Origin of the sequence: Chryseobacterium paridis, from assembly GCF_016595215.1 — a bacterium.
Lineage (GTDB): Bacteria > Bacteroidota > Bacteroidia > Flavobacteriales > Weeksellaceae > Chryseobacterium > Chryseobacterium paridis.
Map to the genome: position 1 here is coordinate 986,435 of NZ_JAENHK010000001.1, position 16,156 is coordinate 1,002,590.

Sequence of the window (16,156 nt, forward strand, 5' to 3'; positions counted from 1 at the left end):
ATCTCTGCTTTTTATTTTCGTGAAATGAATTTTCATTATTGTACTCTTTCTTTCTCATCAAACTTGATGTTTTTTTTGGAGATTTTGTTTTTTCCACTTCCAAAAGTATAATTAACACTCAAACGAAAGCTTCTGCCATCCCAATAATTATCCATACGTTGAGTACTGTCGGTAAAAGATATAGTACCACGATATCGTTGCGCAAAAATATTAGTCACCGTGGCATTGATCTGAAGTTTCTTTTCCATAAGAGAGAATTTTAGTCCCGAAGTGAGTTCAGGGAAAGCGTAAAAGTAATAGTTCACATTTTTATAAGGCAAACTGTGGCTGTAATTCAGGAATAAGGCAAACGTTTTATTTTTATTCAAAGTAAAAGTATTATTAATAGAATAATCGAATGAATTTCCTTTCTGAGTTTCTGCCTGAATATTAAAAACGGTTGAATTCTGTAGAGCAGCCGTCATAGAAATTGTTGTTTCCCAGAATTTGAAAAAAGTATCTGTGTACGATGCGTTAAGTCCCAAAGAGTTATTATTGTAATAATTCAGATAGGTTCCAATTTGAGATAAACCTTCTATAGTCGAAATCTGCCCAAAGGCATTTTTCATTCTCAGGTAATAAATACTTGCTGAAAACTTATTGTTAAAGGTATATCCCAACTCTAAATTGTTAATATACGCTGGTGTAAGCAAAGGATTTCCTGAAGAGTAAGAATAAGGATTTTGGTACCAGCGGAATGGATTGAGGTTTCCCATGCTTGGACGGTTGATTCTTCTGGAGTATGATAAGCTGAATACATTCTTATCCTCCTTATAAGAAACATAAACAGAAGGGAACCATTGTCCATAATTGTACTGATTGCCTGAATTAGAGGAAGGAGTAAAGCTTTTTGCATTGGTATTTTCATATCGAAGACCTGCTTTTGTTTCCCAGTGCTCTCCAAAGTTTTTGGCATAGCTGATGTATCCTGCATAGTTTTCTTCTTGATATTGAAATAGATTGGCTCTCAGATTATCCGGAATATATTGTCCGTTCACCAGGTTGAAATACCGGAGGTCAGAACTGTTTTTAAACTGGTTAAATTTAATTCCTGTCTCAATAATTCCAAACGAAAATGGAAGTTCAAGATCTGCCTGAGCAGAAAAAATTTGAGGAGATACCAGAGAGATGGTTTTCACATCCTTAACAGAATTATCTGAAGATTGTAATGTGGAAAAGTTTACTTCAGTATCAGAATTGTTCTTATAAAAATTTCCGGCAATACTCAATTTCTTACCCAAGGAATCAAGCTTTACATCATAATAGGCACTTAAAGTGTGGGTAGGAAGTTTCCCACGGTGAAAGGTATTAGTTAAAAGATTTTCTTCTTTAAGATCTGAGCCAATATTTTTTGTTGTATTGACGATGTCCATTCCTGACTTTTGGCGGGCATACGTATATTCCATTCCGATTTCCGAATTTTTACTAAGCTTATATGAAAGATTGAGGGTGGGAGTCAGCTCATTCCACATATCTCTTCGTATCGAATTGCTATAATTTTGAGAAGCTCCCAGAATCGTATAATTTTCGTCTGTTCGCTTAGCTGAATCATAATACATTAATTTCAGGCTACTGCTGAATTTTTCCGTCTGATAATTAAGTGCTCCATTAGAAGTGAAACCCGAATAGGTTCTTTGAATCAATCCGGAATTGATATTTCCACTAAAGCCAATGTTTGGATTCTTTTTCAGTATGATATTGATGATTCCACTGTTTCCCTGTGCCTCATATTTTGAAGGTGGAGTGGTAATGACTTCTATTTTCAGAATATTTTCTGAACGAATGGATTTCAGGTAATTTAGTAAGCCAGTTCCGGAAAGGTTGAGAATTCTTCCGTTAATCATTATGCTTACCGAACTTTTTCCTGCAATAGAGATTGATCCCATATTTTCATCTATTTTTAACATAGGAACATTAGCGAGTGTTTCTACAGCGTCCATTCCCTGTGAAGCTACTGATGCTTCTACATTAAAGATAAGGCGATCTGCTTTTCTCTCAAGTAGTTTTTTCTTAACTAAAAGATTGATCTGTTCTACCTGATAGATGCTGTCTTTTTGGATTTGTGCAGATAGAGTTGAAGAAAAAAGGCTGATGATAAGTATGTACTTGAGTTTCATAGTTTAAATTCTTGATCCAAAGGTATTTTTAAACATTTTTTCATGAAATGACGTTTAGATTTTAGCATGAATAAATCCGTTCAAAAGATTTTCATCGAAAAAAAACAGGGTTTCATCGGAAACATACAGAATATAAATGATCAGAGTCTTACATTTGGGCATGAAGCAAAAACAAATTCTTTTCATGCATTTTTCCTATTGGCTGTTGGTCATTGGAAATGGTTTGATGTCCATACTTGTGCATAATAATGCCCGTTTCAGCATTTTTACGATCACCATCTTTTTGGCAAGTCTCCTTGGGTTTTATGCCAATTATTTCTTCGTAGTACCAAAATTTTTTAATCCTAAGAAATTCTATATGATGATTATTGGTTTTTTTGTTGGGGTATTTGTTTTTGTATTGTTCAGGTATTCCATTGAGGAGATTATACTTCCTGCAATTACGGGTAAGAGGAATTATGGAAAAGGAACTACTCTTCTATACTATTTCTATGATAATATCTATTACTCCAGCCTAACAGTTTTTGTAAGCACCAACCTATGGTTCTTTAAGTACTATTTTAAAATTGAAAATGAACGCACAAAACTTATTGAAGAAAGAAAGCATGCACAGCTTCAGGCTTTGAAAACACAGATAAACCCCCATTTTATTTTTAATTCTTTAAATAATATCTATTCTTTGGTATATCAAGACTCCGACAAGGCATTACCAGCCATTGAAAAGCTAAGCGAATTACTGAGGTATAGTACCAAAGACCTTGAGAAAGATGTAATCAGCCTCGATAAAGAAATAGGATATATTGAAAGTTTAATCGGGCTTGAAAAACTCAGAATCAAAAATCCCGAACTATTAGTTGTCGAAAAGAGAGTTCAGAATCCAAAGTTCAATATTTCACCCATGTTGTTAGTTCCATTTGTAGAAAATGCTTTCAAGCACGGAGATTTTAGAGAAAAAGGGTTCAATCTTAAAGTTTCTGAAGAAAATAATGTCCTGCATTTTTATCTTCATAATTTTAAAAACCAAAGGGCGAAAGATACCGCCTCTGGAATTGGGATTGAAAATGTAAAGAAAAGACTCGAAATCCTGTATCCTAAAAGCCACAATTTGAATATAAAAGATATGGAATCCGAATTTATAGTAGATTTGAAAATAACTTTTCCCCATGAGAGCCATTAAATGTATTATTGTTGATGATGAGCCGTTGGCAATTTCGCTTCTGGAGAATTATGTGCGGAAAATTCCTTTTCTGGAACTAGTTTTTTCTTCTGAAAACCCTATTTTGGTATTAGAATATCTGAAAAATAATGATGCTGATTTAATTTTTCTGGATATTCAGATGCCTGAGCTTACGGGAATCAATTTCATGAAAATTGTAGGGGATAAAAAAAAGTATATTTTAACGACCGCTTATTCTGAATATGCACTGGAGGGATATGAGCATAATATTGTAGATTATCTTCTTAAACCTGTTTCTTTTGACCGCTTTCACAAAAGTGCTTTAAAAGCTCAGGATCGCTTTTCGTTTTCGGAAAATCACGAGGAGTCATACTTCTTTGTAAAATCTTCCGGGCAGCAACACCGTATCAACTTCAATGATGTTCTTTATATTGAGAGTATTAAAGATTATGTGAATATAAGAACTTTGAATGAAGAATACATCGTGCTGGATACTCTTAAGTCTATGGAAAATCAACTTTCAGAAAAATTTATCCGCGTTCATAAGTCATTTATCATTAATCTTGATAAAATCAGAAATATTGGAATAAAGAAAATAGTCTTGCTATCGGAGCACGAGATCCCAATAGGGGATAGCTACCGTAGTAATCTTCTTAATAGAATAAAATAAAAAGCAACTTCTCAGAAGTTGCTTTTATGATTTATTGATCTAAATTATTAATTTTCTTGTTGCTTAATAAGATTCAATGCTGAACCTGCTTTGAACCAGTCAATTTGCTGAGCATTGTAAGTATGGTTTGCAATAATGATGTCTTTTGTTCCATCAGCATGTACAAATTCTAATGTCAACTGTTTGCCGGGAGCAAACTGATCTAAATCTAAGAAGTTTACAGTGTCATCTTCCAGAATTTTGTCATAATCAGCTTCATTAGCAAAAGTTAATCCTAACATACCTTGTTTTTTAAGGTTCGTTTCGTGGATTCTTGCAAATGATTTTACCAATACTGCTTTTACGCCAAGGTGTCTTGGTTCCATTGCTGCGTGTTCTCTTGATGAACCTTCACCATAGTTTTGGTCTCCCACAACAATAGTTGGAATTCCTGCAGCTTTATAAGCTCTTTGTACAGCTGGAACTTCGCCATATTCACCTGTTAATTCGTTTTTAACATGGTTGGTTTCCATGTTATAAGCATTCACTGCTCCAATTAACATGTTGTTTGAAATATTATCAAGATGTCCTCTGTATTTCAACCATGGTCCAGCCATAGAGATGTGGTCAGTCGTACATTTTCCGAAAGCTTTGATCAAAACTTTAGCTCCGGTAATGTTTTTACCATCCCAAGCCGGGAACTCCTCTAATAACTGAAGTCTGTCTGATGTAGGGCTTACATTCACTACTACTGAAGAACCATCCTCAGACGGAGCCTGATATCCATTGTCATCTACAGCAAATCCTTTTGCCGGTAATTCAGAACCTTTAGGTTCGTCAAGTTTTACCTGGTCGCCGTTTTCTGCGGTTAAAGTATCTGTAATAGGATTAAAGTCTAATCTTCCGGAAATTGCTACCGCTGCTACCATTTCTGGAGAAGCTACAAATGCGTGGGTATTTGGGTTACCATCTGCTCTTTTCGCAAAGTTTCTGTTGAAAGAGTGGATGATAGAGTTTTTCTCTCCCTTATCAGCTCCTTCTCTGTCCCATTGTCCGATACAAGGCCCACAAGCATTGGTAAAGATTCTTGCGTTTTCAAATTTTCTGAAAGAATTTAAGAAGCCGTCTCTTTCTGCTGTGAATTTTACCTGCTCAGATCCAGGGTTAATTCCTAAGATTGCTTTAGGTTTTACTCCTTTTGCTACCGCATCTTCTACAATAGAGGCAGCTCTCGACAAATCTTCATAAGAAGAGTTGGTACAAGAACCGATAAGAGCCCATTCAACTTCTAATGGCCATCCGTTAGCTTCTGCTTTTGCTCTGAATTCAGAAACCGGAGTTGCTAAATCCGGAGTAAAAGGTCCATTTAAGTGTGGGGCCAACTCAGAAAGATTGATTTCAATGACCTGATCAAAATATTGCTCAGGGTTTGCATATACTTCAGCATCACCGGTTAAGTGCTCTGCTATTTTATCAGCTGCATCTACTACATCCTGTCTTCCTGTAGCTGCTAAATATCTTCTCATGGAATCATCGTATCCGAAAGTCGAAGTAGTAGCTCCGATTTCAGCACCCATATTACAAATAGTTCCTTTACCAGTCGCTGAAAGTGATTCTGCTCCTTCTCCGAAATATTCTACGATACACCCTGTTCCTCCTTTTACGGTAAGGATTCCCGCCACTTTTAAGATCACATCTTTAGCAGAAGTCCAGCCACTCATTTTACCGGTTAATTTTACACCGATCAATTTAGGCATTTTAAGCTCCCACGCCATTCCTGCCATTACGTCTACAGCATCGGCACCACCAACTCCGATAGCCACCATACCAAGTCCTCCTGCATTTACCGTGTGAGAATCGGTGCCAATCATCATACCTCCCGGGAATGCATAATTTTCTAATACCACCTGGTGGATAATACCAGCTCCTGGTTTCCAGAAACCAATTCCATATTTATCACAAACGGAACTTAGAAAGTTGAAAACTTCAGAGTTTTTATTGATCCCTTCCTGTAAGTCAGATTCTGCACCTACTCTTGCCTGGATCAGGTGATCTGCATGAGCAGTTGACGGAACAGCAACTTTAGCTTTTCCAGCCTGCATGAATTGCAAAAGAGCCATCTGCGCAGTCGCATCCTGCATTGCTACTCTGTCCGGCGCGAAATCTACATAAGAATTTCCTCTTTCATGTGCTACTGTAGCATTTCCTTCCCAAAGGTGAGTGTATAATATTTTTTCTGATAGAGTAAGAGGTTTTCCCACGATTTGTCTTGCCGCAGCAATTCTTTCCGGGTAACGCTCGTACACTTTTTTAATCATATCAATGTCGAAAGTCATATCTATTTTAATTTTTCTTTTTTCAATAATTTTTTGTCGGACTTTAATGCAAAATCAGGAGCCGAAATTCCTCAAGTGCAATCATCAAATTCTATTCCTACCCTCTAAAAATAGTATTAATAAGATGAATCGTTACAATTTTTAATACCTATCAAGTTAAGGAAAAAATAATTTTTGACTCGTTGACCTAGGTTAAAATAATTCTCCTTACTCTTAAATGGAAAGGTTCTAAATAAAAAAGAAAGATTTTAAATCCATTGGATTTAAAATCTTTCTTAGTATAGTGTAAAACAGTCTTTCGACTTATCATCTGATGCTATTAATGACCAACCTGAACAAGCTCTTTAATAGGTGGAGCAAATTTAGTAAGGTCAATACCTTCAACTGCAGCTTTATATTCATCGATGTTAGGAATTCTTCCTATAATAGCTGAAAGAACTACAACAGGTGTTGATGCTAGTAGTGATTCTCCTTTTTTACGTTCAGAATCTTCAACCACTCTTCCCTGGAAAAGTCTGGTAGAGGTTGCCAAAACAGTATCTCCTTTTTCTGCTTTTTCCTGGTTACCCATACAAAGGTTACAGCCAGGACGCTCAAGGTACATCATGTTTTTGTATTCAACACGAGCTTCACCTTTAGGAGCATTGTCATCAAACTCGAAGCCAGAGTATTTTTCTAAAAACTCCCAGTCTCCTTCTGCTTTTAATTCATCAATGATATTGTAAGTAGGAGCCGCAACTACAAGTGGTGCATTAAATTCAACTTTACCTTGTTGTTTTTCAATATTTTTAAGCATTTGAGAAACGATCTTCAAGTCTCCTTTATGAACCATACAAGATCCAACGAAACCAAGATCTACTTTTTTCTCACCTCCATAGTAAGAAAGCGCTCTGATAGTATCGTGTGTATATCTTTTTGAAACATCATCATTGTTTACATCCGGATCTGCAATCATAGGTTCCACGATCACATCAAGATCAACAACTACTTCAGCATAGTATTTAGCATTGGCATCCGGAGTTAAAGCCGGTTTTTCACCTGATCTGATTTCAGCAATTCTTTTGTCAGCTTTATTTATTAATCCCTGAAGAACCTGATTGTGATTATCCATTCCTTTGTCGATCATAATCTGGATTCTGCCTTTTGCAATTTCCAATGATTCGATCAAAGTATTATCCTCAGAAATATTGATAGAAGCTTTTGCCTTCATTTCTGCTGTCCAGTCAGTGAATGTAAATGCCTGATCAGCAGGAAGAGTTCCGATATGAACCTCAATGATTCTACCCTGGAATACGTTTTCTCCACCAAACTGTTTAAGCATCTGAGCCTGTGTAGCATGAACGACATCACGGAAATCCATGTGTTCTTTCATATCTCCTTTGAATGTTACTTTCACAGATTCAGGAATCGGCATTGAAGCCTCACCCGTAGCTAGTGCTAGTGCAACAGTTCCAGAGTCAGCTCCGAAAGCGACTCCTTTGGACATTCTCGTATGAGAGTCACCACCAATGATGATCGCCCACTCGTCAACTGTAATATCGTTAAGAACTTTGTGAATAACATCCGTCATTGCATGATATTCACCTTTCGGGTCACGTGCTGTGATCAAACCGAAATCGTTCATAAATTTCATTAGTTTTGGAATATTAGCCTGAGCCTTCTTATCCCATACAGAAGCAGTATGACAACCTGATTGATAAGCACCATCAACGATTGGTGAAATCACAGTTGCAGCCATTGATTCCAGTTCCTGAGAAGTCATAAGACCTGTTGTATCCTGCGATCCAACGATATTTACTTCTACACGAACATCTGATCCTGCATGTAAAACTTTTCCTGGTGTGGTTCCAACAGCATTTCTGTTGAATATTTTTTCTACTGCTGTAAGACCTTGGCCTTCATGAGAAATTTCTTTTGATGGAGCAAAAACAGTTGGTGTATCTATTCCTAAAAGTTTTGCTGCAAATGTTTGAAGCTTTTTACCAAATACAATGGCATAAGATCCACCAGCTTTTATAAATTCTACTTTTTGAGGAGTAAATGCTTTAGAAATGTCAATCAGCTCCTGATCTCCATTATATAATTTCTTTGTCTTTGTATTGATCGTAAGAACAGTTCCTGTTGCAATAGAATAAGCTTCTTCAAGAACAATGTCACCATTTTCATTACGGATAGGATTTCCATTTTCATCCAGTTTTTTCACCCAGTTTTTAAGGTCAAGACCAATACCTCCGGTAACGTCCACTGTAGTAAGGAAAATCGGAGAAATACCATTGGTACCTCCAACAATTGGTGCAATATTTACGAATGGGATGTATGGGCTTGCTTGTTTACCAGTCCATAAAGCCACATTGTTTACTCCTGACATTCTTGATGATCCAACTCCCATAGTTCCTTTTTCTGCAATAAGCATAACGCTTTTGTCAGGGTGTTGTGCCTGAAGAGCTTTAATTTCCTCCTGTGCTTGAGGGGTAATCATACATTTACCATGAAGTTCACGGTCTGATCTCGAGTGAGCCTGATTACCTGGAGAAAGTAAGTCTGTAGAGATATCACCTTCGCCAGCAATATATGTAACTACTTTTATTTCTTCAGCAACATCTGGTAGTTTGGTGAAGAATTCTGCTTTTGCATAGCTTTCAATAATTTCCTGTGCAATTTCATTACCATTATTGAATGCTTCTTTTAGACGGTTAGTATCTGCGTCATAAAGAAAAACTTGTGTCTTAAGAACATTAGCAGCTTCTTTAGCAATAGAAATATCATTACCCAAAGCAAGATCAAGAAGCACTTCAATGGAAGGACCTCCTTTCATATGAGATAATAATTCAAAGGCGTAAGCAGGAGATATTTCTTCTACTGTAGATTCACCCAGAATGATTTCTTTTAAAAATTTAGCTTTTACACCTGCTGCACTTGTTGTTCCCGGCAGGGTATTATAAATGAAAAATTTAAGAGAATCTGATCGATCTGCATTACCTGAATCTTTAATTTGTGAAATGATCTCACTTAATAATTCAGCACCATCTATTGGCTTTGGATGAAGCCCCTGGTTTTTTCTTTCTTCAATCTCTTTGATGTAATCCTTATAAATATTCATATAGAAGTCTTTTAAATGTTATAGGTAGATTAAAAACAACTATAAATGCTGTTCTTCTCTTCCAGTCTGTAAAAATGTAATGCTATTTGAGTTATCGCATTTTGATACGCAATACGGACTGGTGTAAAGCCGGTATAATCTACACCTCGTTTAAAATTGTAAGATAATATTTTGTTTCAAAGATGAGTATAAAGGACTTTCTATGAAAGTGTAGCTGGCTTACCTGTGATTTGTCTTGCCGCAAAAACTCCCTTTGGATAACATTTGTACACTTTTTGATCATATCAATATCGCAAAAATGTTTTTAAAATTATCAAACTTTTAAAAATGATCCCAAAAATACGAATTTTTACTATTTTATGAAGATGAAATTATTTAGATTCTTTATAAATATGATTTTTATATTTTCTATTTTGGCTGTACTTTTGCAAAAAGAATGATGAAAATGAAAAACACAATGGGACTTTTGTCTCTCTTTATTTCGATTTTTGTTTTTTCCCAGACTAAATCTGTGAAAAAATATCCTGCCAAAAAAGTAGTGAAAACAGTTCTGAAAAAGAAGGCAGAACCTAAGATCAATCCCGATCTGGTAGTTATCAACGAAGATGTTCCTGTATTGATACCACAAAAGAAAGATGGGAAGTTTGGTTATGTTAACCAGAAAGGAAAATTTATTATTCAGCCGGAATATCATATTGCTGTATTTTTTGCCGAGGATTGTAATCTACTCAATTCTCCCAATGAAAAAATCAGAAAGTTTGGAACAAAAGAATATGGTACCGTGGAAAAAGATCTTATTTCTTATAGAGTAGATCAATCAGGGAAAAGAGTTTATCAGTACAAAAACTCAGATTTAGGACAATGTAAGATTGAATTTAAGCAGCAGCAATACCAGGCTTATATCCTAAATGGCTTTTATGGAATCATTGAGCCGTCAAAATTCGTAAATGCAGCAGATTACAGAGATTATCAGATCTATCCTCAGTATGAATACCTGCATATTATGGAAGGAGATGATGTGTCAAACCCTATGATTGTGGCATCTCATAATGACAGATTTGGAGTGATCGACGTACATAATAAAATCGTTATCCCTTTCGAGTATTCCAATATCAAAAGAAATTTCAGTTGGAAGCTGGGTAAGATGTTTGAGGTAACAAAGGATGGTACTACGTATTATTATATAGATTCGAAGAATAAAGCGTATTAGTGCGAGGTTCGGGGTTCGGGTTACGAGGTTCGGGATGCGAGGTTCGGGGTTTAGGATATGAATTGTCTGCACTCTGTGGTAACTCATATTTTTTTTCTCTGGATTAAATAACGCGATTTCCTGTCTAGTATCCCGTATCTAGCATCTCGAACCTCGCACCTCGTATCCCGAAACTGTTACCCCCGAATCCCGCACCTCACACCTCATACCCCATCTCATATATTTTTTGTAATTTCGCGGCTGAAATAAAGGGGTGCTTTTACAGGCTGAGATTATACCCACTGAACCTGGAACAGGTAATGCTGTTTAGGGACGCTCTGGTTTTATACCGGAATTGTATAATATCTTATTGATCCCCTTTTATTCATTAAATTTTAATATTTATAGAATGAAAGGATTATTTTTTTTAGGGCTTACTGCAAGCTCGTTGGGTTTCGCACAAACCCAAAATCCAGATTCCTTAAAAATAAAGGAAATTGAGGCCGTCAACTTTACCAAAAGACTTCCTGTTGCTAAGGAAATAATTAATGTTCAGAAAGATCTCGATAGTAGAAATCTTGGTCAGGATTTACCCATACTTTTAAAGAATCAGACATCTGTTATCTCAACTTCCGATGCTGGAAATGGGGTAGGTTATACGGGTTTCAGAATTCGAGGTGTTGCTGGTAGAGGAATCAATGTAATGATGAATGGAGTTCCTTTTAATGATTCAGAAAGTCAGGGTACTTTTTTTGTGAACGTTCCTGATTTAACAAGTTCAGCTTCACAAATCGTTATTCAACGGGGTGTTGGTACATCTAACAATGGGGTTTCTGCTTTTGGAGCAAGTATCAATGTTATTTCTAAAGATCCGGAAGATAAGTTCTATGTAAAAACAGATGATAGCTATGGATCATTTAGCACCTACAAATATTCTGCGGAAGTTGGTTCCGGAAAATTCTGGAACAATCGTCTTTCTTTAATGGGTAGGTATACGCACATAAGTTCTGATGGGTACATAGACAGAGCTTTTTCAAAACTGGATTCTTATAATTTTACTGCTTTATTTGAAGAAGGAAAAACGAGGATTCGTTTAATGGCTTTTGGAGGAAAGGAGAAAACGTATCAGGCCTGGAATGGGATAGATAGAAAAACTTGGGAAACCGATCCGAAATTCAACTATTCAGGCGCGATTTATGGATCTGACGGAAATATCTCAAGTTTTTATAATAATGAAACAGATAATTACAGACAGAATCATTATCAGTTATTATGGGAGCAAGGGTTTAATGATCATTGGAATTTAGAGACCACTTTGCATTATACCAAAGGGAAAGGATATTATGAAAATTATAAGCAAGGTGATCCTTTTTCAAGATACAATCTGCCCGATATTTTAGATGGAGGACAATTGATAAAAGACTCTGATTTTATCAGAAAAAAATGGTTGAATAATGACTTCTATGGAATTGTTTCCACATTATATGGGAAATATGAAAATCTGGATCTTAATTTTGGAGCAGTAGCCAATCAATATTATGGAAGACATTATGGAAATGTGACAGGCGTTTTCTATCCTATTGATGAACATGAATATTACAGAGGGCGATCTGTAAAAAATGAAGTGGCAGGATTTGCCAAGGCTTTGTATAGAGTAAATGATTTTGAGTTCTTCGGTGATTTGCAATTGAGAAATATAGATTATGATACGAAAATCATATTGGCAGGTGATGATGAAGGAGCTAATATCAAGAAAAATTGGTTATTCTTTAATCCTAAAGCTGGTGTGAATTACAGAATTGGAAATGGAAAAATATTCCTGTCTTATGCACACGCTCAAAGAGAGCCTAATAGAGATGATCTTATTGCAAATAATGATGTGAAGGCAGAAAAGCTGCATGATTTTGAAGCTGGATTTGAGAAACAGATCGGAATGGTTTCGTTGACAGCTAACTTGTACTATATGTATTATGTGAATCAGTTGGTTTTAAATGGTGAACTGAACAATGTAGGAGCATTTATCAGAACAAACTCAGGTGAGAGTTATAGAAGAGGGATTGAAATCGGAGCTGTTGCAAAGGTTTCAAAACAATGGGAGATTTCAGGTAATGTTAGTTTGAGTCAAAACAGAAATCAGGATTTCAAAATAGAGAATAGTACATTCATTAAAGAGTTGGGAAATACACAGATATCATTCTCTCCGGATGTTGTTGCTAATTTAGGTTTAAAATTTAATCCTAATAAAAATTTCCAGTTTTCTTTGATGAATCAATATGTGGGAAAACAGTATCTTGATAACACGGAAGATCAGAATTTGCAACTTAAAGATTATCTTCTAACGGACTTTAACGCACAATATCAATTTAAAATTGCAAACAATGACATCGCCTTAAAGCTGTTGGTGAATAATATTTTTAATAAAAAATATGTAAACAATGGTGCCGTTTATGGAAGTGATCCATATTATTTTTCACAAGCAGGAACGAATTTTATGTTTGGAATAAGTTGGAAAATTCAATAAGGATAATGTAAAAATAAGGTGTATTTATTTTCAAATACATAAAAATCATATTTAAACCTGGAATTATAGATTATAAGACTGCTTATGCAGTCTTTTTTTATGCAAACAAATGTCATTAAAAGTCCTGAAAAAGTTATAAATTTGCTGCCAAATGAATATTTCAGCTTACATTCTAGAATATCTGAAACAATTTGGTACTGTTACAGTTCCAGCTTTTGGTGTGTTTTCTCTGGAGAACTCTAAAGCCGTCATCAATTCTGAAAATGGCAGTATACTTCCTCCATCCAGTAAGATTGCATTCACATCGGATTATGAGGTGGAATCTGAGGAATTGATATCTTTTATAAGTCATCAAAAACAAATTTCAGTGGAATCTGCTAAGAATGAATTACAGATTCAGACAGATTTTTGGAAAAAGAAACTTCAGGCAGATCACGCTTTAGAAATTCAAAATCTTGGAACGATTTTTATCGAAGATGGAGAGACTCACTTCAAAGGAAACAGATTAGAATTTAATCATCCGGATTATTATGGTTTGGAAGAGATTAAGTTATCAGATATAAGTAATGCAGAGAGGACAATAAGTTCAGAAAAAACAAATAAGGATTATAAATTCAATAAGTCAATCCTTTGGATTTTTCTTTTCATCATTCCGGTTCTGGGTATAATTTATATAGCTTTTACTCAACAGGAGCTTTTGTTCGGTAAAAAATCTTTCGATACCGTTTCAGTGCAAACTAAAACAAGAAGGATAGAAAAGGATACTGTAAAAGTTAAAAAAGACTCTACACAAATGAAAGTTTCGGATTCATTGAAAAAAGATTCTTTAATAAAGCCTCCTGGAAAAGCAATTAACCCTAAAGCCACTCAAAACAACACTAAGGCAACATGGCAAAAAAAATAAAAAAAGCGTCAGATTCCCTGACGATTATGACTAATATCGTTCTTCCAAACGAAACTAACTCTTTAAGAAACCTTTTTGGAGGTGAGCTTCTTGCGAAAATGGATCGTTGTGCATCTATTTCTGCAGCAAGACATTGTGAAAGAAGAGTAGTAACAGCTTCAGTAAACCATGTTTCTTTTAATCACCCGATCCCAGAGGGAGGAATTGTAATTCTGGAATCTAAAGTTTCAAGAGCATTTTCTACTTCTATGGAAGTTTATGTAGATGTTTGGTTGGATGATCCGATCAATCAGAAAAAAATTCATACGAATGAAGGTATTTACACTTTTGTTGCAGTAGATGAATTTAATCGTCCTATTCCTATTCCTGAAATGATACCAGAAACTGATGAAGAAAAAGAAAGATTCGCTGCGGCTTTCCGTAGAAAAGAACTTTCATTAATTCTTTCCGGAAGAATGAAACCATTGGAATCTGTAGAACTTAAGAAATTATTCCAGGAGCCAAAATAAACACAAATAACACAAATGGTTTGCACAAATTTTCACAAATGATTTATGCGAACGTAAGATGAAAAAATATGAAATTAGATGTTTCTGAGAATGAAATATCCAGAATTGTATATGAAGCTGGATATTTGGTTCATAAAAGCCTAGGTCCTGGACTTTTGGAAAGTGCTTATGAAGAATGTATGTATTACGAACTTAAAAAGCATAAACTCTTTATTGAAAAACAAAAGCCTATGCCTTTAGTTTACAATGAAGTGAAATTAGATGTAGGTTACAGATTGGATTTTCTAATCGAAAATAAATTTGTTTTAGAAATAAAATCTGTTGAAACTTTAAACGATATTCACATGGCACAAATTCTTACTTATCTTAGGCTAAGTAATTGTAAGCTTGGGATGTTAATGAATTTCAATAACCTTCATTTTAAAAATGGGGTTAAAAGAGTCATTAACGGAATATTATAATTTTAATTTGTGATATTTGTGAATAAAATTTGTGTCATTAGTGTTTAAATATTATGAAGATCCTCCTTTTAGATAAAAACCATCCTCTTATCACAGAACAGCTTCTTGCCAAAAACTTTATTTTGGAAGAAGACTTTTCATCTTCTTACGAAGAGGTTTGCCATAAAATTCACAATTATGATGGTGTAATTATAAGGAGTAGAATTCCTTTAGATAAAAATTTTCTTGAAAAAGGGAAGAACCTCAAATTTATTGCAAGGGTAGGAGCTGGAATGGAAAATATTGATATTCCAGTTGCGGAAAAGTTAGGAATCCAACTGATCAATTCTCCTGAAGGAAATAGAGATTCTGTAGCTGAGCATGTTGTGGGGATGCTGCTGATTTTAATGCACCGCCTTTTCATTGCTTCCCAGGAAGTTAAAAATGGAATCTGGCTTCGTGAAGAAAACAGAGGAGATGAATTGCTTGGAAAAACAGTTGGTCTGATAGGGTACGGAAACATGGGAAAGGCGACAGCAAAAAGACTTTCAGGTTTTGGCTGTAAAGTGATTTTCTATGATATTTTACCAGGTCTTTCTGATGAATACGCTACACAGGTTTCTTTAAAAGGACTTCAGGAGCAAGCAGAGGTTTTAAGCCTGCACATTCCTTTAACGGATCAATCGTACTATCTGATCGATGGCCCGTTTATTTCTGATATGAAAAATGATTTCTATTTCATAAATACAGCAAGAGGAAAAAATATTGAAACTAAGAGTTTAGTTGAAGCTTTGAAGGCGGGAAAAATAAAAGGAGCATGTCTGGATGTACTTGAATATGAAAAGTCTTCTTTCGAAAATTTAGAAATCGGAGAAAATGAAGACCTTCAGTATCTTTTAGAATCCGAAAAGGTGATTGTAACACCGCATATCGCAGGATGGACTCATCAGAGTAAAGAGAAACTGGCACAGGTAATTGTGGATAAGATTTTAGGTAGTTAAAAGTAAAGTCGCAAAATTGCGAAATAGCGAAATTGCTTTTTTGAGGTTGAGGATTCGCTTTATGGTGCAATTTTCAAAGTTGTTTTTCTTTATTGATTGTGGGTTTGTGAAATTGCAAAATTGCTGAATTGCGAAATCGCTTTTTGAGGTTAAGAATTCACTGAGGTATTGTAA

Annotated in this window: 11 protein-coding genes; 8 read left to right on the forward strand and 3 right to left on the reverse strand. The window is 35.3% G+C overall.

Going from position 1 to position 16,156, the window contains the following annotated elements; genetic code table 11:
* Positions 1-35: 35 nt before the first annotated feature.
* A complete protein-coding gene (locus JHL15_RS04565) occupies positions 36-2,156 on the reverse strand; it encodes an outer membrane beta-barrel family protein (RefSeq protein WP_200243457.1) in 2,121 nt (706 codons plus the stop codon).
* A 160-nt stretch (positions 2,157-2,316) separates the two neighbouring features.
* Here JHL15_RS04565 and JHL15_RS04570 point away from each other — a divergent pair, with 160 nt between their 5' ends.
* Both JHL15_RS04570 and JHL15_RS04575 read left to right on the forward strand, forming a co-directional pair.
* Positions 2,317-3,333 (forward strand): sensor histidine kinase, encoded by a 1,017-nt coding sequence (locus JHL15_RS04570; protein WP_200243460.1) that lies wholly within the window; start codon positions 2,317-2,319, stop codon positions 3,331-3,333.
* Positions 3,320-4,003, forward strand: a complete 684-nt coding sequence (locus tag JHL15_RS04575) for a LytR/AlgR family response regulator transcription factor (protein ID WP_200243462.1) — start codon at positions 3,320-3,322, stop codon at positions 4,001-4,003. Before JHL15_RS04570 ends, JHL15_RS04575 begins: the two co-directional genes overlap by 14 nt.
* 47 nt (positions 4,004-4,050) lie before the next feature.
* Here JHL15_RS04575 and JHL15_RS04580 read toward each other — a convergent pair whose 3' ends face one another.
* Both JHL15_RS04580 and JHL15_RS04585 read right to left on the reverse strand, forming a co-directional pair.
* Complete coding sequence (locus JHL15_RS04580; protein WP_200243464.1) at positions 4,051-6,318, reverse strand: aconitate hydratase; 2,268 nt, start codon at positions 6,316-6,318, stop codon at positions 4,051-4,053.
* Between the two features lie 319 nt (positions 6,319-6,637).
* Entirely contained in the window at positions 6,638-9,418 is a 2,781-nt protein-coding gene (locus tag JHL15_RS04585) for a bifunctional aconitate hydratase 2/2-methylisocitrate dehydratase (RefSeq protein ID WP_200243466.1), read from the reverse strand.
* Positions 9,419-9,863: 445 nt separating this feature from the next.
* On the opposite strand from JHL15_RS04585, the gene JHL15_RS04590 reads away from it, so the two are divergent.
* The 6 genes from JHL15_RS04590 (at position 9,864) to JHL15_RS04615 (ending at position 15,982) form a co-directional block, all read left to right on the forward strand.
* On the forward strand, positions 9,864-10,628 hold the full coding sequence (locus tag JHL15_RS04590) for a WG repeat-containing protein (RefSeq protein WP_234047679.1): 765 nt from the start codon (positions 9,864-9,866) through the stop codon (positions 10,626-10,628).
* A gap of 388 nt (positions 10,629-11,016) precedes the next feature.
* Positions 11,017-13,128, forward strand: coding sequence for a TonB-dependent receptor (locus JHL15_RS04595; protein ID WP_200243476.1), 2,112 nt, complete (start codon positions 11,017-11,019; stop codon positions 13,126-13,128).
* A 151-nt stretch (positions 13,129-13,279) separates the two neighbouring features.
* A complete protein-coding gene (locus JHL15_RS04600) occupies positions 13,280-14,032 on the forward strand; it encodes an HU domain-containing protein (RefSeq protein WP_200243479.1) in 753 nt (250 codons plus the stop codon).
* Complete coding sequence (locus tag JHL15_RS04605) at positions 14,017-14,541, forward strand: acyl-CoA thioesterase (RefSeq protein ID WP_200243481.1); 525 nt, start codon at positions 14,017-14,019, stop codon at positions 14,539-14,541. The genes JHL15_RS04600 and JHL15_RS04605 overlap by 16 nt, the downstream gene beginning before the upstream one ends.
* Positions 14,542-14,609: 68 nt before the next feature.
* A complete protein-coding gene (locus JHL15_RS04610; RefSeq protein WP_200243483.1) occupies positions 14,610-15,002 on the forward strand; it encodes a GxxExxY protein in 393 nt (130 codons plus the stop codon).
* Positions 15,003-15,055: 53 nt separating this feature from the next.
* On the forward strand, positions 15,056-15,982 hold the full coding sequence (locus JHL15_RS04615) for a 2-hydroxyacid dehydrogenase (protein WP_200243485.1): 927 nt from the start codon (positions 15,056-15,058) through the stop codon (positions 15,980-15,982).
* Positions 15,983-16,156: the final 174 nt, after the last annotated feature.

Coding starts and splice junctions, on each gene's coding strand:
- JHL15_RS04605 (WP_200243481.1), top strand. CDS start 14,017: ATGGCAAAAAAAATAAAAAAAGCGTCAGATTCCCTGACGATTATGACT.
- JHL15_RS04600 (WP_200243479.1), top strand. CDS start 13,280: ATGAATATTTCAGCTTACATTCTAGAATATCTGAAACAATTTGGTACT.
- JHL15_RS04565 (WP_200243457.1), bottom strand. CDS start 2,156: ATGAAACTCAAGTACATACTTATCATCAGCCTTTTTTCTTCAACTCTA.
- JHL15_RS04585 (WP_200243466.1), bottom strand. CDS start 9,418: ATGAATATTTATAAGGATTACATCAAAGAGATTGAAGAAAGAAAAAAC.
- JHL15_RS04590 (WP_234047679.1), top strand. CDS start 9,864: ATGAAAAACACAATGGGACTTTTGTCTCTCTTTATTTCGATTTTTGTT.
- JHL15_RS04580 (WP_200243464.1), bottom strand. CDS start 6,318: ATGACTTTCGACATTGATATGATTAAAAAAGTGTACGAGCGTTACCCG.
- JHL15_RS04570 (WP_200243460.1), top strand. CDS start 2,317: ATGAAGCAAAAACAAATTCTTTTCATGCATTTTTCCTATTGGCTGTTG.
- JHL15_RS04615 (WP_200243485.1), top strand. CDS start 15,056: ATGAAGATCCTCCTTTTAGATAAAAACCATCCTCTTATCACAGAACAG.
- JHL15_RS04575 (WP_200243462.1), top strand. CDS start 3,320: ATGAGAGCCATTAAATGTATTATTGTTGATGATGAGCCGTTGGCAATT.
- JHL15_RS04610 (WP_200243483.1), top strand. CDS start 14,610: ATGAAATTAGATGTTTCTGAGAATGAAATATCCAGAATTGTATATGAA.
- JHL15_RS04595 (WP_200243476.1), top strand. CDS start 11,017: ATGAAAGGATTATTTTTTTTAGGGCTTACTGCAAGCTCGTTGGGTTTC.